Origin of the sequence: Nostoc sp. (assembly GCF_036916975.1) — a bacterium.
Classification (GTDB): domain Bacteria; phylum Cyanobacteriota; class Cyanobacteriia; order Cyanobacteriales; family Nostocaceae; genus Nostoc.
On record NZ_JBALFF010000010.1, the window covers coordinates 168469 to 187289 of the forward strand.

An 18821-nucleotide genomic window follows, 5' to 3' on the forward strand; every position below is an offset into this window, starting at 1 on the left:
GTTGATCAGGGCTGCGTTAATGAGCGTGCGGGCTACGCCTACGCACTATTGCTCTGACTTTTAGCTCAATTAATGGTATAATTAATACAAATTTCTCATTTTAGAGATGCACGTAATCAGCAAAGTGAAATTGCGGGCATTCTGGGTTCAACACGCTGATTCTGAAGATGCTCTAAATGACTGGTATAAGTTTGTATCTATTGCGAACTGGTCTAATTTAGCAGATGTTCAAAAAAAGATATCCAAAGGCAGAAGCGGTTGGGAACTTTACAGTATTTAACATCAAAGGTAATAACTATCGTTTGATTGTAGACATTAAATATTCCAGTCAGACAATTTTTATTAAATACGTTCTTACCCCAGGGCTATTTCATTCTAAAATGTCACGTTTTTAAAGTCCCTCTCCCAGACTTGGGAGAGGGATTTAGGGCGAGGGCAAAAATTACGGTTCTCAACTTAAATCGCGTTTAAATTCTTATTTTTCTGAAAAAGATTCCTAAAAACTGCCGTAAAAATAGAATGAAATAGCCCTGGTTCTTACCCATCCTGAATATGAGAAAGAAAGGTGGAAAGATGACCCCTACTTCTAGTCAACAAACCTACACTGACTTACTAATTCAGTATCAGCCTAAACCAATTAAAACAGAACAGGACTATAACAAAGCCTTAACAGTAGTAGAAGGGATGATGTCTGGGGAGTTGACAGAGGCTGAAACTGCGCTTTTTGAGTTGTTGGTTCTTCTGATTGAAAATTACGAATCACTTCATTATTCGATGGGTAAATCAAAACCTGTGGCTACTTTAGAATCCCTCATGCATGAGTTTGATGTGCAGCCAACTTCTTTAGTCGGGGTTTTTGGCAGTGCTGAGATTGTTAGGGAAGTGCTTAATGGTCAACGGCAAGTTAGCCAATCTCAAGCTGAGTCACTAGCTAAGTTTTTTAATGATCATTATTCTGGGCTTTCTGTAACGGCTCTTGACTTTTAATTTTTTAAGACTGTCGCTACAATATCAGGCGATGTCTAACGACAAGCCGAAGAAGCGTCTACGCACTACTTTAACCAACATAATCTAAAAGCCTTTATCATGAAATCATGTTGAAGTAAAAGTAGGTAGATCGCAAACAATTTGAAAACATTATGGACAACAATAAACAAATTTACAATTACACAGTTCTTCTGGAAAAAGAATCAGATGGAGGTTATCACGCTTTTTGTCCAATCCTAAAAGGTTGTCATTCTCAAGGAGATTCTTTTGAAGAGACCATTGAGAATATTACAGAAGCTATTGAATTATATATTGAAAGTTTAAGGGCTGATAATCAGTCAATTCCTAAAGATGATTTAATTGTTAAGCCATTAAGTATCTTGGCATGAGTAATTTTGCCAGTGTCAAAGCTAAATAATTTATCAAAGTCATCGAAAATTTAGGTTTTTATCTTGACCAGGACTTACGCAAAAACTCTCTCAAACTCTTATTCCTCTGTGTTCTCTGCGTCCTCTGCGGTTCGTTTTTTGGTCATTTTGCGTAAGTCCTATTGACCAATTTAATTTTTAATTAATTTCGCAAAAATTAAAATCTAAAACTCGCCTCAGCATCTACCTAACCGAGGATTTACAGTTATTACTTTCCCTTGATGCCCTATTTGGGTACATTTTAACTGTGATTTTAAAGCATCAATTTTTCGTAAAAGCGACACTCCCCAGACTATAGAAATCACTAATTTAATTGTCATACCTACGAGCAAAAGTGTGACTATTGTAGCAGTTTTCTTTTGTTGAATCAGCCTTTTTTGTTGTTCTTCAAGTCGTGCTTCAACTTCTTTGGCGCGTTCTGCTTCTAAGGCTTGCTGCATTTCTCGCCGATCTAATTCTTCACTAGCAGCTAAAAACCGATAATCTAAATTGCTCAAGCTTTTACCATTTGCCCAAGTTTGAGCATCAATTAAGGCTTGTCCCCGCAATAGGCGAGATTCATCCTTTTGATTAGAGGCTATCCATGCATTGAAGGCTTCGTAGTAGGGACGTAAATAAGCTAATTTTTTTCCAACCCATTCTAAATTGAAAACTTCTTGATAAATTCGGTTTTTGATTTCTAGAACACCTTGCTTTTTGATTACTAAACCAGACAGCAACAGTTCTACCTGTTCTCGGCTATCGTCGGCTGATACTTTCACTCCTTGGAGGATTTGTTGATAAATTCCTAGCAATCTGGCAGCAATTTGTTCGTTTGCAAGGATGCGATCGCGAATTGTCCGTAAATGCTCTGGTTCATCTTGTGATTCCCATTTTTCGATTATCTGCGATCGCACCACATTTTCTATCCAAAATTCTTCTGTGCCAGGGGGGATTTTTAGATTTCTACCCATATCATTTTGAGATAAACCGACAATTAGCCGACATAGCTTTTGAGTAAGAAATGGTTGTCCTTCTGTCCAAGCTAATACTTCTTTCAAAATTTTCTGGGGATGATTATCTTTAATATTCAGTCCCAAAGATAGGGGTAGAGATTCTTCAAATGTGAATCCATTTACTTGGATGGCTTTACCAATATTAAACGGGGTAGTATTATTTCGATATCGAATTAAGTCTGAAGGTGTCGCAACACCGAAAATTGCAAATGTAATCCGATGATACTCTGGATTAATTGCTCGTTGGTTATAACAGAAGCGAATCAAGCTAAAAAAGTCATCTACAGAGAAATTGAGGCTGAGAATACTATCAATTTCATCAATAAAAATAAATAGCCTTTCGTTAGGAAACTGAGGTAACAGAATTTCCGAAATAAATCGACTGAGTTTCTGAACTAAAGAAATATCATTTTGTTCTTGCCACCAGGTTTTTAAATTGACTTTTCCTAACAGTTTAAAGCCTAACCATAGGTCACCTAAAACTCCCTTATACCACTGCTCTGGAGTTATATTTTCACAACCGATATTAGTCATATCAACGGTGGCACATTTAAAGCCCTCTTGTTGAAAGCGATGCTTTGTTTTTACCATAAGTGAAGATTTGCCCATTTGCCTACTGCTGAGGATGTAGCAAAATTCCCCCTGCTTCAAGGCTTCGTAAAGTTCTACATCTGCTCTGCGCTCAACATAGCTAGGAGCGTCAGTTGTCAGGGTTCCACCAACTTGATATCGATAATTCTTCATCTGATTTAAAGTTTTAAATTTGTTCTCGTCTTTAATAAATGAATCTGGATCAAAATAAGTGAAAAAATTCATATTAATCACGAGAACAAGTATGTTTGATTATTTATCTTGCAACAGTTTACTAGAAATATTATTACCCTGAGCGTCTTAGTTGTTGGCTAAAGTAAAATCGGTATAACTCACACATTGCGTGAGCTTGATTGCCGTTTAGTTGAACCAAACCCATACTTTCTAGCTTGTAAGCAGCGATCGCGTCTAGCTCCACTTTTTCATCTGTTGCGATTACCTTTTCCATAGCTAACATTAATTCTGGTTCTTTTTGCAGTAACCTCAACAGTTCTCGTAAATGCTGACTGTAAATTCCTACTTGTGTAGGTGCGCTTTCTAGTAACATCTCTAATGTTATTTCTTCATGACATAGATGATAAAGCGCAAGGCTCACCAAATAGGGATGTCCTCCTACCATTGCTTGTAAGGGTACAAGGCGTTTTGCCCCTTCGGAGTCTGCTGCCCAATTTAGCCCGTAAGCTAATGCTAATTTCTGTACCTGATTCAGGGTAAACGGCGGTAGCGTAATTGTTATGCCGACATTGAAAGGCGATTGGTTTAGCTTGAGTGGAATATAAATTTCTGTGGTGTGAACTACCACCATTCGGAGTTTTTGCCAGATTTGATCCTGCTTTGCTTGTTCGTGCCAAAATCGCAGCATTGGCAGAAAGTCTTGGGCAATATTGGGATGTTCAAAAACTCGATGGACTTCATTCAAAGCCAAAACTACAGGACTTTGCTCAATGTATTGCAGCAGATATGCTTCAAAATAGATTTTGCAGCTTACCTTGCTGCCCATTTCCGTATCCCAAAAATCATCTAGAGAGGGAAAGAGATTTAATTGCCTGCTGACATAGACACAAAACCAACGCAAAAATTTATCCAGAGAAGCAAAAATATCTTCGTCAGCTTCTTGAAAGTCCAAATAGACTATTTGATAACCTTGCTCTCTAGCATAAGCAATCATCCGGTTCAGCAGTGAACTTTTTCCCGTTTTTCTAGGTGCTTTGATTCTGATTAAGCAACCAGGGTGTAAAATCTCGTTGTAAACAAGTTCTTCTAGGGGAGGGCGATTGATGTAAAGAGGAGAACCTAGTGGTACAGGGCCGCTTGGAAATTCGATCTGGCTTGCTGAGAAGTCTCTTGACATTTCTAAGCTAGATTCTTCGTCCAACTTTTCTTGGCTCTGATTCTGCCGATCGCCTATCTTCTCTTGGAGGTATTTCTCCAAGGCTAAATGTAGATTTTTTTTCGTTATTTTTTTTCCAAGTGCAACCGAAAGGTCTTGCCACAACTCAGAGCCAACTTCCTTGATGTAATTGTTGCGGTAGCCTGATACCTCTGCCATTTCATCATAAGTTTTGCCCAACCATGATTGAGAGAGTACAAAGCATTGAATGGAAGCAAGAGGCTTGTCTTGCAAAATTCTTTCTACTGCTTGCAGAATATCTTCCACGGATATTAATATTAAAGGTTAAACAGTTAGTAGAGGTATTTATCGACTTTGGTCTAGTAATAATATACAACCGATTAACAATTCAAAATTCAAAATTCAAAATTAAATAAAATTCTGCGTTCCTAACAAATAGAAAAATGGGGATTTAGAGACATTACTTCTTCAGTGCCAGAGTCAAGCCATCTGCGATCGCTACTAAACTAAGACTAACTCGCTGGTCTTGATGCAGCTTTTGATTAAAGGCACGAATCTTTTTAGTTCTATTATCTTGCACTTCGGGGTCGGCAACCTTACCTGACCAGAGGACATTATCGATCGCAATCAGTCCTCCCGGACGCACTAATTGCAGCGATCGCTCATAATAACCATCATAATTGCTCTTATCTGCATCGATGAAAGCAAAATCAAAGCTTTCCGCTTCTTTGGTTGTCAGTAGCCGATCCAAAGTCTCCAAAGCTGGGGCAATGTGCAGTTGAATTTTATCCGCCACTCCTGCTTGCTGCCAATAGCGCCGAGCGATCGTTGTAAATTCATCACTCACATCACAGGCTACTACCTTACCGTCCCTCGGTAACGCCAATGCCACCACCAGGGAACTATAACCTGTAAATACTCCAATTTCCAAAGTTTTCTTAGCTCCCAACAATTGCACCAATAACGCCAAAAATTGCCCCTGTTCAGGAGCAATCTGCATTCTCCCTATTGGATACTGGGCTGTTTCCTGTCTCAGTTGGGTTAAAATCTCTGGTTCTCGCAAAGAGACTGATAGTAAATACTCATAGAGGTTTTGTTCGAGTCCTAGTGTTTGAGTTGTCATAAGATTGGGGATTGGGGACTTGTGAATGAGTCTTTTTTACTCGTGGACAATTTTTTAGAAGTCAAAATTATCTTTCAAATGCAACTCGGTATGATAAGCAAAGCGATCGCTCAGGATATTTAGATCGTGCCAAACCTCAAAGAAGATGATAACGCCTTGGATAATTATTGTGCCAAAAGCGATCGCAAACACATTTTATATATGTAGAGATATTGCATACCAACCCTTTGTTTGAGTTACTTGCCTAAACCCTTCTAAAATAAAAACTATTGTAGGGAAATTTTATTACTAAACTTGTTTTTATTCTGGGAGGTATGATGAGCCGTCCAATAATTCTTGGTATTGTAGGCGACAGCGCTGCTGGGAAAACAACACTAACGCGAGGAATCGCTCAGGTACTCGGCCCAGAAAATGTAACGCTGATATGCACAGATGATTATCACCGTTACGATCGCCAACAGCGTGCAGATATTGGGATCACCGCTCTCCACCCTGACTGCAACCACTTAGATATAATGCAGCAACACCTGTCGTTGCTACGTACAGGACAACCGATTCTCAAACCAGTTTACAGCCATAAAACCGGCACATTCGAGCCACCGCAGTATATCAAGCCCAATAAATTCGTGATTATTGAGGGATTACTCGGTTATTCTACTCGTGCCGCTCGTGACTCTTACGACGTTAAAGTTTACCTTGCACCCCCTGAAGAACTACGCACTAAGTGGAAAATTAAGCGAGACACGCAAAAGCGCGGCTACTCATCTGAACAGGTACTAGCAGAATTAGAAAAACGCGAACCAGACTCAGCAGAGTTTATCCGTCCGCAACGACAATGGTCTGATATAGTCATTAGTTTCTATCCACCCACCGGGGAAGATGATGAAACCAATGGACACTTAAATGTCCGTTTGGTACTACGTCCGACAATTCCCCACCCAGATTTTACCCCGATTATCAACTCTACCTATGGTAATTCTGACTCTGCGATCCGCTTGGGGCTAGACAGGGATATGAGTAAGCCTGTGGATGTCTTAGAAGTTGATGGCCATGCAACCTTAGACCAGGTGAATAAGCTAGAGCATATTATTTGTTCTGATATGCCCCATTTACGAAGTATTTGCGATCGCGAAAGTAATCCCGAACTGGGTAAAATTGCTGGTACAACTGGGGAAACACTGCAAAGTTACCCCCTGGCTTTGACTCAGTTGATCATTACCTACCACATGCTCAAAGCAACGCAAATTTATCAATAAATGGGATAGGGAGTGGGGAGTCGTGCAGGTATATAAAAAGACTCCATCATCTTCACTACAGTAGCGATCGCTGCGGATGACATCGTGTGCTGCTCTCATATAAAATTCTTTTATTAAAGCTAGCATCAATTAGCAGCTTAGTTGAACTTTGGCGTGGGAATTATCCGATACCTACGGCGGTAAACTTTGAAAATTGCAAATAAGATTACCCATAGGAACTTACCAAAATTAAAGATTGTCTCAAATAAAGATAATTTTGAGAGCAAACAAGGGATAAATAAAGATAGTTCCATCTTTGATGACTATTCTCGAAGTTTTCTATGACCTATTGCCTCAGAATTGCCGATATACCTACAAATGAGCGTCCGCGTGAACGATTAATGACGCATGGTGCCAAAATTTTAGCTACAGCAGAATTAATCGCAATTCTTCTAGGCACCGGTCAAGGCCCAGGAAAACTCTCGGCTGTGGGTTTGGGACAATATATTTTGAGCGAATTAGGCAAACACCAACGCGATCCTTTGGCAGTTATGCGAGAAGTTAGCCCTGCTGAGTTGATGCAAATTTCTGGTGTTGGCCCGGCAAAGGCGACAAGTATTTTAGCAGCAATTGAATTGGGTAAACGCGCTTTTCAATCTCGGCCTAATGATGGCACATTAATTGATAGCCCACTTGCTGCTGCTGCTACCCTCAGTCAAGATTTGATGTGGCAGATACAAGAACGTTTTGCAGTAGTGCTATTAGATGTTAAAAATCGCTTATTGGGTACGCAACTAATTACCATTGGCACAGCAACCGAAACCTTAGCCTCTCCCCGTGATATTTTTCGGGAAGTTATTCGTCAAGGTGCAACGCGGGTAATAGTTGCCCACAACCATCCTTCTGGAAACCTTGAACCCAGCCAGGAAGATATAGAATTGACGCATCAGTTGTTAGCAGGGGCGCAGCTTTTGGGCATTCCGGTACTAGATCATCTGATTTTGGGTAATGGCAATCATCAGAGTTTACGGGAACTGACAACCTTGTGGGATGAGCATCCGCAGGGGGATTAAGATAATTCTATCTAGATACTTTTTCAATGGGCTGTTCATTTTTAACCTGGTATTTTTCGAGTAACTCTTTAACTTGAGCAGCTACTAAAGGATGTGGATCTTTTTGTAACTGGGGGAGGATTTGCAAAATAACGCGATGTGAAACCATATTTAAGTATGCGATCGCAGCTTCTCTAACAAAGCCGGTTGGATGACGCAAACTCACTAATATCTCAGAACTTGTCAGTGGCGTGCGAGTCACTTGAGCAAAATGAAAACAGCAGGCTAGACACCAGTCAGAAAGGAAGTTACCCAACATCAGCAATCTGTGGAGGCGATCGCTAACTACCATATTTTCATATTCTACGATTTTAGCTTCTACCAGATGTTGCAATTTTTCTGGCACTGGTTGGTTATCTAAAATATTCAGCAATAAAGACTTTGAAGGCAAAGTTATGGTATGCTCTAGGATTTCTAACCCTCGTGCTAAGTTTACCACTGAGAGCGATCGCAGATTAAATGTTGCTGCCTGCATCTTTTCTGGCGAGTAAAGCAGTTTCAGTAGCAGTAACAGCCGCTCTTTGACATCGAATTCCAATTCTAAAAAGGCGCGTTGCAGTAATTCAGAGACAATCACAATCCTCTCCCTAGATTGAGGATTTTCTTTTTCGTCTAATATTTTCAAATCTATATATGCAGCGTAAATCTCGCCTAAAAACTTTAATTCCTGCTCAATTAAATTTTCTACCCGACTTTCATAAAATCGATCCGCTAAACCTGTAATTCCGGGTTGTTTATGTATTTTTAGTAAGCTGCGAAGAATATAATCCCTAGTTGTACCCCAAGATGTTTCCAAGTTTTCCCATAAAGTATCTAATGCTTCTTGAGTACCAATTTGAGCAATAGTACGCCAAGCATACATTCGCACCATTTCTGGTTTGTAAATATTGGTAGCTAACCGTAATAGCATCTCTATAGCTTCATTCTCTAATCGCACTAAAGCTGACATTGCTGTAGTGCGGGTTGATTTGTAATAAAGGGCTGCTATCAGTGCCGAATAGTACTCTTCTAAATGGGTTGCTGCAATCATTTCTAATACGGCACAGCGCACCCGTAACGACTCATCTTGTAACAAATTCGGGATGTGAATCCGCAACGCTTGCAAATAAACTGCTTCTCTAAGCGCTCTAACTCCATTTACCCGTTCCCGTTCTTGCTTATGAGTCAACATCCGGCGCATGGTTTGGGTAGCTGCTACCTTTTGCATAGGCGTTCCCTGACGTAAGACTAAAGCGGCGGCGGTGGCGCGGATGAGTGAGTTATGCCGGGGGTTCAGGTATTCTTCTAAGATGCTTAAATTGGGATTTGGTTCAGCCAGCCAAATATAGCGCAGCGCCAAGGCGAAAACTTCGGAGTTAGTTTGTTGGGATTGTTCTAGCAAAGGACGGATGGCGGATACATAAGCGGGATTTGCACCTGCTATCAGCATGACTTCCAAACTTTGGCGCTGCAAATCTGGGGTTAACTTGACTAACAGAGGTGCTAAAACTTCCGCAGCTCCAAGAGAATCAATTTGGGCTAAAAGTTCAATGCAAGAGCGTTTATCTGCCTCGCTGCCTTTTTCTCCCAAGGCTTTGACTACACCTTGCTTGAAGAATCGTAAGCCGACATTGGTTGCGCTCAATTGACCCCGTGCCACACTCAAGACTAACAGTTCAACATAGCGCGATCGCAATTCCCAAACTACTTTTAAACAGGTGCCAGTTATCAGCATTGTTTCTGCTACTAACACCCACTTTTGCAACGGTACGGCTACAAACCGTCCACAAAACAATATAGTTGCAAAAATTAGCGCTCCTGTCAAACCTGTAGCGATCGCTTCGGCGCTTCCCCCAGATAAAGTCTGCATCCGGCTGCGAATTGCCTCTGGAATCGGTTGATACAGGATGGGGCCGCTACTCATGACAAAGGTGTAGCGCAGCAGTTCATCAAAGAATTTGACAATTACCAAACCCCAAAAAAAGCTTTGCGATTGGATCGCGGGAATTAAATAAAATAATACCAGCACTCCTGGTAGTGAAAAGCCGACGGTGATTGGTAAAAGCGTCGCTGTGAAAAATACCCCCATTCGTTCGATGAGCCGGCTGGAAATAAACCACTGCAACAACAACTCACACAGTCCCAACGTCCCACCAAAAAGACCTAAGAAGCTGGCGAGTTCTCGGTCGCTCAAATTAGATTTGAGTTCGCGTAGATATTGAAAATCTATTAACAACCCAATGACTTGTAACAGACCGACAAAAGCAAACAATTGCCAAACATATCGCTTCAGGGGACTTTTAATAAAACGCTGTCGTGAAACTTGTTCTTCAGCAACTAGTCTTTGTGGGGTTTCAGGAAAAGCCGCTCGATATTGATGAGTTAAATAGAATAAAATCCCCGATCCTAATAAAATTACTATACAGGCGATGAAGATGATCTTATTTAGTGTGGTGTATTGCACTAGCCAAGGCAAACTAAAGCCACTGAGTACATCTGCTACTAAAAGCCCACTACTCACCAGTGGGTAAGTCCGTTTAATCTCCCGAATATTAAATATTTGGTTGGCGACGATGGAAGTGTTGAGGTCATTGACTACATAAAGTGCATCTACCCACAGCCGCAGCATAAATGCCGAAATAACTGCTAGGTATGAAACATGCGCTCCCCAACGTAATACAACTAATAATAGTAATGGCATTAACATGCAAGGTGCGATCGCTACAATCACGCGCCGCAAAGGAAAAATCTTTTGTAGCCAAGAGTATAAAAAAACCAGTGCTGCACTCATAACGGCACTAGCAATATACATCCACGGTAGTAGCTGAGTTCCATATTCATCAAGAAACAGCGCCACAGTGCTGTCCTCTGCCCACCGCAATCCTACACATACAGTTGTGTAAAAAAAGAACATAAGTTGAGTTCGTTCGCTCTCCTCTGGTCGGAGATTCACCCACTGTAGTAGTCGTAGTCGTGGTAAAGCAATTTTATTTGCAGTCAACCAGTGATTTTTCAGTTCCATGCAGTTTTATTTTCTGGTAGTATCACCGCGGGGGCGGGGGCAGGGGGCAGGGGGCCTGACTTTTCACGGTATATGGAAAAGCTAAGATTGACCTAACCCCCTAGCCCCCTTCCCGACACTCTAAGTGGGAAAATTCAAAGTCTCTCTCCTATAAGGAGAGAGAAATAGAAGTGAGGTTTTCCAGATCCCGTGAAAAGTCAGGCAGGGGGCAGGGGGGAGCAGGGGAAGAAAATACTTCTTTGTCTCCCTCATCTCCTGGAAATAGCAAAAGTCCTAAGCAACTGAGTATTATGTTTCCCACTTAGGCTTCAGGATTATCGATTTTAGATAAATTTATACAACCTCAGAGTTTTGGGCGTATGTTGCATGGAAACAAAACATCAAAAAATCCCCTGGCTAAAAGGCAGGGGATTTTCAAACTTGGTCTATTAATAGAGTTAGAGGATTATTTTTTCGGCGAGATGAGCATCATCATGTTTCGCCCTTCTTTTTTAGGTGCTTGTTGCAGCTCCCCATAAGGCTCCAAATCCGTTGCCATTCGCTTGAGCAAATCTTCTGCTAGGTCGCTGTGTTGAATTTCTCGACCCCGGAACATGACAGTAGCTTTAACTTTATCGCCATCTTTCAAAAAGCGCTCTGCTTGCTTGACACGCACGTTGTAGTCGTGTTCTTCTATTTTGTAACGCATCTTAACTTCTTTCACATCAGCCGTGTGCTGCTTTTTCCGGGCTTCCCGCGCCTTTTTCTCCTGCTCAAACTTGTATTTTCCGTAGTCTATAATCCGACAAACTGGCGGGTCAGCTTTGTCACTTATTAGCACCAAATCTAACTCTTTCTCTTCTGCTAGTTGTAGTGCTTCCTGTGGGAGCATAATTCCCAGTTGGGCACCATCAGTATCAATTACCCGAATCTTCGGGTAGCGAATTCGTTCGTTAATTTGGGGCAGATCGCGAGTTCTTTTCTTCTCAATCACAGGCATTATGATTTGTGGGAGCTCTTAATGAAGGATCTGGTGTGGTTTTAAATTGGTATGCCTCAGAGGCAAAATACAAAAATAACTCAGGACTGAAAACATAGTCTACAGTTCTAGAATAACTAATCCATAAAAGAGTTGCGTCCTTGTATTTGCCATTCTACTAAGTCTCTGAAAATTTCTTTGCAATAGTTAATCTAAATTACACAACCTAGACTTATGTTAAATATTATTACAATTATTTAGCAATACTTTTTGCGATCGCATAACCGCCCACCGTAGGCGATCGCACGGAGCAACATCATATCTCCAGAATACCAAGCTCACAGATGCAGGACATATAGCAAAAGTAATGTAATTTGAACTTTACTTTCATCCCCGTGTAGGAAAGGGGCTGTTCTTGTTAGGTTTCGTGTTGGTTTTTCCACATAAGGTGAAAAATCAAAGTTTTATAATAGTATTTCTACGCTGATGAATTAAAGGAGACTGTGACGACTACACTACACTGGCAGGAACGGGTTGGTAATCAAAGGGATTGGGTTTGGCGCGGCTGGCAAACTCGCTACACTTACATTCGCCCTAGCCAAAATCACCATAAAACAACACCCCTGATATTGCTACATGGCTTTGGCGCTTCTATTGGTCATTGGCGACATAATTTAGAAGTGTTGGGTGAGCATCACACAGTTTACGCCATCGATATGCTAGGTTTTGGCGCTTCTGAAAAAGCCGCAGCTAATTACAGCATCGAACTCTGGGTTGAACAGGTTTACGATTTTTGGAAAACGTTTATCGGTGAACCAGTAATTTTGGTAGGTAATTCCAACGGTTCACTGATTTCGATGGCTGCGGCCGCCACTCACCCCGATATGGTGCTGGGTATGGTGATGATGAGTTTACCCGACCCTTCACTAGAACAAGAAGCAATTCCGGTTGTGCTGCAACCGCTTGTCAGAGCAATTAAAAATATTGTCGCTTCGCCGTTGATTCTTAAACCTGTATTTAACTTTGTGCGTCGTCCTGGGGTGCTGCGTCGCTGGGCAAGTCTCGCCTACGCCAACCCAGAAGCAATTACCGATGAACTCATAGAAATTTTAGCAGAGCCTCCCCAAGATAAAGGTTCTGCGAGAGCTTTTAGTGCTTTGTTCAAAGCTACGCTCGGTATTAACTTTAGCCCCAGTGTCAAGACAGTATTACCAACCTTAACAATTCCGATGTTGTTAATTTGGGGACAAAAGGATCGGTTTGTTCCTCCAGCCTTGGCTAGCCAATTCGGCCAATACAACGAGAAGTTAGAAGTGCTGAATTTAGAGAATGTAGGCCATTGTCCCCATGATGAATGCCCTGAACAAGTCAACCAAGCTATTTTAGATTGGATTGGGAGGTGGGTTAGCGTAGGCGTAGCCCGCCGCAGGCATCGCCAACCATTCCCTACTCCCTAAATGTTATTGTCCTGAACAACCTAGCCAGTCGTGACTTGCTCACTATTAACATCTGTAGCCCCATCCACACCAGTAGCTACAGAAATCATCTTATCAAGAACGTCTTGACTGGGAACTTCACCTTTCAACACCACAACGCTACCCGTTTGAGCAACCCAAAGGGTATCAACGTCATCGAGAGCGGGATCTTCATCAAATGCCAATGCTACCCGCTTTGCTAAACCACTTTGGTCATATTCGCCGCTTAATCCTACACGTTCTGGGGGTATTGATTGCGTCTCAACGTTACCACTATCATCTGCCGCTATTGACTGCGGAGCCGGATTTACTTCGGCATTTTCAGGTTTTTCCATTCCAAATAATCTTTTTAACCAACCCATAAAAACTTTTCTCCTATTACAGCCTTGTTGAACCTGAGTGTAAAAGCTTTACAAAAATGCCGCATCTACCAATCAAAATAGATGCATTGCTTGATTTCTACCTAATTTCTCTCTAGAGAATGCAATGAGTGCAAGTATGAGTTTACAATAAAAGGTCGCACTAATTATTAGTGCAGTAGTACATATCAGTAGAAAAATACACACATTTGGCAAAATGTCAATAGTTTGTCACTCAAGCAATTTTGAATGAGTGAATTCTACAAAGCAGTACTATTATCTGCATTATTTTAAACCTGCCCTAGCCTCTGTTGGCGAAGATGAAACATACTCTTTCAGTTCTGGTAGAAGATGAGGCGGGTGTTCTTTCCCGCATTTCTGGTTTATTCGCCCGTCGCGGCTTTAATATTGAAAGCCTTGCTGTTGGCCCTGCTGAACAAGGAGGAGTCTCTCGAATTACGATGGTTGTACCTGGTGACGATCGCGTTATCGAGCAACTCACCAAGCAACTATACAAGTTAGTCAATGTCCTTAAGGTACAGGATATTACCGAAACTCCTTGCGTAGAGCGGGAATTGATGCTTTTGAAGGTGAATGCTAGTACCAGCAATCGTTCAGAAGTGATCGAACTGTCTCAGATTTTTCGGGCGCGAGTCGTGGATGTAGCGGAAGATTCTCTCACTTTAGAAGTTGTGGGAGATCCAGGTAAAATGGTAGCGATCGTGCAGGTGTTGCAAAAATTTGGTTTGAGAGAAGTCGCCCGCACTGGCAAAATTGCCCTGACTCGTGAATCGGGTGTGAATACCGAATTACTCAAGTCTTTGGAAGCAAAAGTTTAGTTGGAAATATAAGAACCCCACCCCTTCCTCGCTTGTCTACCCTGTACACACAAGTCATCGAATTAGCAAAACAAAAGAAAAACCTCACCCTGTCCTATCGGACATCCCTCTTTGATGCTTTGGAGAGGGACAGGTTTTACCTAGTAATATCAAATCCGTTTGTATAGGGTTCACGTTGATTAACTTGCAACGTAACCGAATTTTTGCGACTGGGATGCTTGCGATTTGATTTTTCTTGATTTCGAATTGCTTGAGCTTTCTCGCTCGCTATCTGAGCCATATTGTGCGCGCACAACTTCTTTCATGGCTAATACAGCATTGTGAAATTCTCATTTTGACAATCGAGCAGGATCGACAGCAGCAACACAACAAAAATGAGTGGATAATCGTGATATAAACCACAACTATCCACTCAAAGAGTAAATCGGGGTTACTAGAAAAAACCCAAGTAGATCATTGCAACTTAGTAAACTTAAAACCAATTAACGTGACTCAGTTCCCTGATTGGGGCTACCTGCTACACCATCTTCTCCTGGTGCTTCTGGTGTAGCAGTGGGTTTAGCATCGCTCTTTTCACTATCGCCAGTTTTGCGCTGACTTTCGTCAAGAGTGGTTTCGTAATTACCAGAAGAACCGGGTGTAGTTTCTTGACTACCAGATTTTTGTTGTTCAGCCATTATCACATTCCTAATAATTTTATTGTTGGTATTATCTTAAGAAGATTAGGAGTGTGAGTGCATCTATCCAGATATAGTTATGGCTGATTACTACCTCTATCGGAAGTATTGTTTAGTACTACTCATGTATGCTGAAAAAAATCTAGAAATGTAGAGTGCTTTAACCTTACAACGCTTTCTATGCAGTGAAAGCCCCGATTTCCTGTAGGGGCAATTCATGAATTGCCCCTACATTTCGTACCTAATGTTTATTTGTGGAACAGCTTAATTGTGATACAAACTAATCGTTGTGTAATTAATGAATCAGAGCAATCTATCGTTACCATCTGGGTGTATACTTCGCAAGGCAACCTCTGCGGATAAGTGGTCGATTCGATTGCTGGTGTTTTCAGCGAAACTCGACCCAACCCAATTAAATTGGCAGCAATTTTGGGTAATTGAATCCGATGGCTACAACGGGCAAAGCCTACCCAATCTGGTAGCTTGTGGACAGCTACGTAATTTCTCAGGGGCAGAAGAACTTGGTAGTTTGGTCGTTGCATCAGCTTGGAGAGGTCGCGGTTTGGGTACTTTGCTAACCCAGCATTTGATTAATACAGCAACGCAACCACTTTATCTTGAATGTTTAGGTCAGCGACTAGCGCAGTTTTACAGCCGCTTTGGTTTTGTGCCAATATCTTTTGAAGACTTGCCACAAATTCCCAAGACAAGAGGTAAGTCTTCGCTCAAGGGGAAATTTAGATTCTCGCAATTAGCTAAAAGCCTGTTTAGAGTTCCTGTGGTGTTCATGGAATATCAAGGTAATTCGTAATTCGTAATTAAGATACGCAGAAAAAGGCTTGATACAAAATGTTTCCAACCCTTTACTTTCGCCCATTCCCCATTTTCAAATCTGAGGTTTAGCAAAAATTGTTAGCAACACAGGCCCTAGTAAATAGTGGTGATTCAAACACAATAACCCAGCCAAGGAGCCAAGAAGTTGACGTTGATTAGGGCTATAGAGTCTAATTCCAAGGGGAGAGACTGGCAATAATTGAGGTTCTGTCTCTTTTTTGGAGCTATTGTCTAGGAGTTAATCTCCTAGACAATTCTCGACAAAGCTAGACAACTACTCTTTCTTTCTAGCCATTTTCTCAAGGGCATCACTTAAACTATTAGCCCCTAGCTCTACCTGTTTTTCCTCTAACCACTTAATAGCTGTCTTAGTCAAACTTAAAGTTGTCTTATTCTTATCCTCATCATAAATTTTTTTTCTAGGCATATTTGACATAACTTATTAAATACGTATATAATAACTGTGTAGCATATTTGTTCATGTCGTGTCAAATGCTTTTATCTATCAAAACAAAGTTAAAACTAAGTAAGCAACAACAGATAATAATGAGTAAACACGCAGGTATAGCCAGGTTTATTTATAACTGGGGTTTAGCTACTTCGAATGAGCTTTATAAAGATGAACTAAAGCCTGACAAATATTTACTCAAAAAATTTTTTAACAACCATGTAAAACCTGAGTTTACTTGGATTAAAGAAAAAGGTATTTGTCAAAAGATTACCCAATATGCTTTTGATAACTTAGGGGATGCTTTTTCTAGATTTTTTAAAGGTCTGGGTAAATACCCTAACTTCAAAAAGAAAGGTAAACATGATAGTTTTACGATAGATGCTAGTGGAAAACCTATACCTGTAGGCGGTAAAACAATAAAGTTACCTACTATAGGCTGGGTTAAAACTTATGAGGGACTACCTCATGCGGCTTGTAAATCAATCACTATCTCTAGAACAGCTAATAGTTGGTTTATAGCTTTTGCTTATGAACAATAACACAAATCAACTGCTAAAACTCACGAAGTTGTAGGAGTTGATTTAGGAGTTAAAGAACTTGCTACCCTATCAACTGGAAGAGTTTTTACTAACCCTAAACATTACAAAACTAATCTAGAGAAATTAAGAAGATTATCTAGACAATTTTCCAGAAAAGTTAATGGTTCAAATAACAAATACAAGTGCAAATTAAAACTAGCAAAATATCATGCTAGAGTAGCGGATCAAAGGATTGACACTCTTCATAAAATAACTACTTACCTTTGCAAAAACCACGCGGAAGTAGTTATTGAAGACTTGGCTGTAAGTAATATGGTTAAAAACCATAAGTTATCTCAAGTAATCTCAGATTGTGGATTTGGTGAGTTTAGAAGACAACTAAACTATAAAGCTAAGAAGTTTGGATCAGAAATAATCGTAGCTGATCGTTTTTATCCATCAAGTAAAACTTGTTCTAATTGTGGACACATCCAGGATATGCCACTAAAAGAAAGAGTTTATAGTTGTGGTAACTGTAAACACATACTTGATCGGGATTTAAATGCAGCTATTAATTTATCAAGGTTGGCTAAATCTTGAAAGTTTACTGAGGGATAACCGCTCCCATGCTCCCGTTGAAGTAAAAAGTAATGTCTAGTTTTGTCTAGGTTTTATATAGCAGGTAAAATCAACCAAGTAAAAGCGTCCACCGGGAGAAAGTACCCGTGCTATCTCACTAAGCACCTGTTTAGGTTCCAAATAGTGCAAAAAGCTGATAGTGCTGAAAACAGCATCAAATTGACCATCAGCAAACGGAAGAGACTCAGCTTTCCCCTCAATATAAATTAAGCGCGGACGGTGGCGGTTGTTCTGTCTTGCTGCCCGCAACATATTAGCAGATAAATCCAATCCGATCGCTTGCAGGTCGGGAAACTGAGTAGCAAGGCGCTCAAGTAAGCGTCCAGTACCACAGCCGATATCAAGTACATTTGCTGACTCTGGTAAATCGACGGACTCTAGCAACCGTTTGTGAACGGCTCAAACACTGAAGGAAAGAGCCAGTCATAACTTGATGCCCATTGGTCAAAAAGGAACTTTTTGTTACTAAAAAAATCATTAGTCATTAGTTTTCGCAGTTTACCTGAAGCTGAATGCTTTTTTAGGGTAAGTAGCTGCGCCTCCAATAAGTTGGTTTATAGTTTTGCAGTTCAGCAATATCTAGTATGCTCACCTTGGCAAACCATCGGGAATTTTGGCAATTGAATCTGTAGTTAACAGTGCGCCTAGAGACTCATTCTAAGTAGAGCAGGGTGAATAATTCAAGGTTTTTAGTGAGTTAGTCACTCAGAGGGGTTTCCCCCATGAGCGACTAACGAACGCGGTGGGTGAGGATCTAAAGTTCTCATCAGATGCTAAATATCTGTAGAGAACCAAAGAACGAGCAATCATTGCATAAAACTATAGAATCTAACCGTATGTATTTATAGAGGTTCTGATACAACCAACTGATCTAGTTTGAAATTATAAAGGTGAAAAATTATGACAAACTTTATTCAAACCCGGTTACAGAATGATCTACTGCATCCAGTCCGCCAGTGGTTGGAAACGATAGAAATTCATAACTCCAAATTGGCTCATTTACTGTGCAAAGCTATTCCTGCTCAGTGTCCCTTTGAGCGGGACATCAAGCTCTTTAGCCGGAAGCTATTTCATATTCCTCCGATGTGTAAATTAAATCCCCTATACGACGAAGTGGTTGGTTTGCGTTTTAAAGCGCTCTGTTATCTTGCCGATGAATGCGGTGAAGATGTCACAGCCTATTGCTAATAGCCAGTTGGATCGTTATTTGATCGAGCAGCGATCGGTAATTGTAGATTTACGGTTGTT

18 protein-coding genes and 5 pseudogenes are annotated in these 18821 nt (G+C 40.9%); 11 read left to right on the forward strand and 12 right to left on the reverse strand.

Annotated features, from left to right (window positions below):
• Positions 1–106: 106 nt before the first annotated feature.
• From V7K73_RS29755 to V7K73_RS02595, 3 genes and pseudogenes are all read left to right on the forward strand, one after another.
• Positions 107–395 (forward strand): annotated as a pseudogene (locus V7K73_RS29755) (type II toxin-antitoxin system HigB family toxin).
• A 178-nt stretch (positions 396–573) separates the two neighbouring features.
• Positions 574–987, forward strand: a complete 414-nt coding sequence (locus tag V7K73_RS02590) for a helix-turn-helix domain-containing protein (protein ID WP_334876830.1) — start codon at positions 574–576, stop codon at positions 985–987.
• A gap of 152 nt (positions 988–1139) precedes the next feature.
• Positions 1140–1376, forward strand: coding sequence for a type II toxin-antitoxin system HicB family antitoxin (locus tag V7K73_RS02595; protein WP_334876832.1), 237 nt, complete (start codon positions 1140–1142; stop codon positions 1374–1376).
• 215 nt (positions 1377–1591) lie between these two features.
• Here the strand turns inward: V7K73_RS02595 and V7K73_RS02600 are convergent, their stop codons facing one another.
• From V7K73_RS02600 to V7K73_RS02615, 4 genes are all read right to left on the reverse strand, one after another.
• Positions 1592–3226 (reverse strand): AAA-like domain-containing protein, encoded by a 1635-nt coding sequence (locus tag V7K73_RS02600; RefSeq protein ID WP_442936724.1) that lies wholly within the window; start codon positions 3224–3226, stop codon positions 1592–1594.
• Between the two features lie 61 nt (positions 3227–3287).
• Positions 3288–4658 (reverse strand): AAA-like domain-containing protein, encoded by a 1371-nt coding sequence (locus V7K73_RS02605; RefSeq protein WP_334876834.1) that lies wholly within the window; start codon positions 4656–4658, stop codon positions 3288–3290.
• A 154-nt stretch (positions 4659–4812) separates the two neighbouring features.
• Entirely contained in the window at positions 4813–5475 is a 663-nt protein-coding gene (locus tag V7K73_RS02610) for a class I SAM-dependent methyltransferase (RefSeq protein WP_334876836.1), read from the reverse strand.
• A 54-nt stretch (positions 5476–5529) separates the two neighbouring features.
• Positions 5530–5667, reverse strand: coding sequence for a hypothetical protein (locus V7K73_RS02615; protein ID WP_334876838.1), 138 nt, complete (start codon positions 5665–5667; stop codon positions 5530–5532).
• 125 nt (positions 5668–5792) lie between these two features.
• Between V7K73_RS02615 and V7K73_RS02620 the strand changes: the two genes are divergently transcribed.
• Both V7K73_RS02620 and radC read left to right on the forward strand, forming a co-directional pair.
• Positions 5793–6731 carry a phosphoribulokinase gene (locus tag V7K73_RS02620; RefSeq protein ID WP_334876909.1) on the forward strand — a complete coding sequence of 313 codons (939 nt, stop codon included), beginning with the start codon at positions 5793–5795 and terminating at the stop codon, positions 6729–6731.
• A gap of 320 nt (positions 6732–7051) precedes the next feature.
• Positions 7052–7783, forward strand: a complete 732-nt coding sequence (gene radC, locus V7K73_RS02625) for a RadC family protein (protein ID WP_334876839.1) — start codon at positions 7052–7054, stop codon at positions 7781–7783.
• Positions 7784–7790: 7 nt separating this feature from the next.
• On the opposite strand, the gene V7K73_RS02630 is transcribed toward radC, so the two are convergent.
• Together V7K73_RS02630 and infC are read right to left on the reverse strand one after the other, a co-directional pair.
• Complete coding sequence (locus V7K73_RS02630) at positions 7791–10823, reverse strand: MFS transporter (protein WP_334876841.1); 3033 nt, start codon at positions 10821–10823, stop codon at positions 7791–7793.
• A gap of 445 nt (positions 10824–11268) precedes the next feature.
• Complete coding sequence (gene infC, locus V7K73_RS02635) at positions 11269–11802, reverse strand: translation initiation factor IF-3 (RefSeq protein WP_334876843.1); 534 nt, start codon at positions 11800–11802, stop codon at positions 11269–11271.
• A gap of 482 nt (positions 11803–12284) precedes the next feature.
• Here infC and V7K73_RS02640 point away from each other — a divergent pair, with 482 nt between their 5' ends.
• A complete protein-coding gene (locus V7K73_RS02640; protein WP_334876845.1) occupies positions 12285–13238 on the forward strand; it encodes an alpha/beta fold hydrolase in 954 nt (317 codons plus the stop codon).
• A 20-nt stretch (positions 13239–13258) separates the two neighbouring features.
• On the opposite strand, the gene V7K73_RS02645 is transcribed toward V7K73_RS02640, so the two are convergent.
• Entirely contained in the window at positions 13259–13618 is a 360-nt protein-coding gene (locus tag V7K73_RS02645; RefSeq protein ID WP_334876847.1) for a phospholipid-binding protein, read from the reverse strand.
• Between the two features lie 317 nt (positions 13619–13935).
• On the opposite strand from V7K73_RS02645, the gene ilvN reads away from it, so the two are divergent.
• Positions 13936–14454: an acetolactate synthase small subunit gene (gene ilvN, locus V7K73_RS02650; protein WP_109010042.1), complete on the forward strand. Its 519-nt coding sequence runs from the start codon at positions 13936–13938 to the stop codon at positions 14452–14454.
• A 136-nt stretch (positions 14455–14590) separates the two neighbouring features.
• Here ilvN and V7K73_RS02655 read toward each other — a convergent pair.
• Positions 14591–14816, reverse strand: a pseudogene (locus tag V7K73_RS02655) (hypothetical protein); the annotation flags it as partial.
• A gap of 120 nt (positions 14817–14936) precedes the next feature.
• Positions 14937–15131 carry a hypothetical protein gene (locus V7K73_RS02660; protein WP_334876849.1) on the reverse strand — a complete coding sequence of 65 codons (195 nt, stop codon included), beginning with the start codon at positions 15129–15131 and terminating at the stop codon, positions 14937–14939.
• A 298-nt stretch (positions 15132–15429) separates the two neighbouring features.
• Between V7K73_RS02660 and V7K73_RS02665 the strand changes: the two genes are divergently transcribed.
• Complete coding sequence (locus V7K73_RS02665; RefSeq protein ID WP_334876851.1) at positions 15430–15942, forward strand: GNAT family N-acetyltransferase; 513 nt, start codon at positions 15430–15432, stop codon at positions 15940–15942.
• A 75-nt stretch (positions 15943–16017) separates the two neighbouring features.
• Here V7K73_RS02665 and V7K73_RS02670 read toward each other — a convergent pair.
• Positions 16018–16170 (reverse strand): annotated as a pseudogene (locus V7K73_RS02670) (SAM-dependent methyltransferase); the annotation flags it as partial.
• A gap of 69 nt (positions 16171–16239) precedes the next feature.
• Positions 16240–16401 carry a hypothetical protein gene (locus tag V7K73_RS02675; RefSeq protein WP_334876853.1) on the reverse strand — a complete coding sequence of 54 codons (162 nt, stop codon included), beginning with the start codon at positions 16399–16401 and terminating at the stop codon, positions 16240–16242.
• A gap of 56 nt (positions 16402–16457) precedes the next feature.
• On the opposite strand from V7K73_RS02675, the gene V7K73_RS02680 reads away from it, so the two are divergent.
• Both V7K73_RS02680 and V7K73_RS02685 read left to right on the forward strand, forming a co-directional pair.
• Complete coding sequence (locus tag V7K73_RS02680) at positions 16458–16955, forward strand: RNA-guided endonuclease InsQ/TnpB family protein (RefSeq protein ID WP_334876855.1); 498 nt, start codon at positions 16458–16460, stop codon at positions 16953–16955.
• 21 nt (positions 16956–16976) lie between these two features.
• Positions 16977–17534 (forward strand): annotated as a pseudogene (locus V7K73_RS02685) (RNA-guided endonuclease InsQ/TnpB family protein); the annotation flags it as partial.
• A gap of 81 nt (positions 17535–17615) precedes the next feature.
• Here V7K73_RS02685 and V7K73_RS02690 read toward each other — a convergent pair.
• Positions 17616–18058, reverse strand: a pseudogene (locus tag V7K73_RS02690) (class I SAM-dependent methyltransferase); the annotation flags it as partial.
• Positions 18059–18473: 415 nt separating this feature from the next.
• Between V7K73_RS02690 and V7K73_RS02695 the strand changes: the two are divergent.
• The gene (locus V7K73_RS02695) at positions 18474–18761 is read left to right on the forward strand and encodes a Mo-dependent nitrogenase C-terminal domain-containing protein (RefSeq protein ID WP_334876857.1); all 288 of its coding nucleotides are present in this window, start codon (positions 18474–18476) and stop codon (positions 18759–18761) included.
• Positions 18762–18821: the final 60 nt, after the last annotated feature.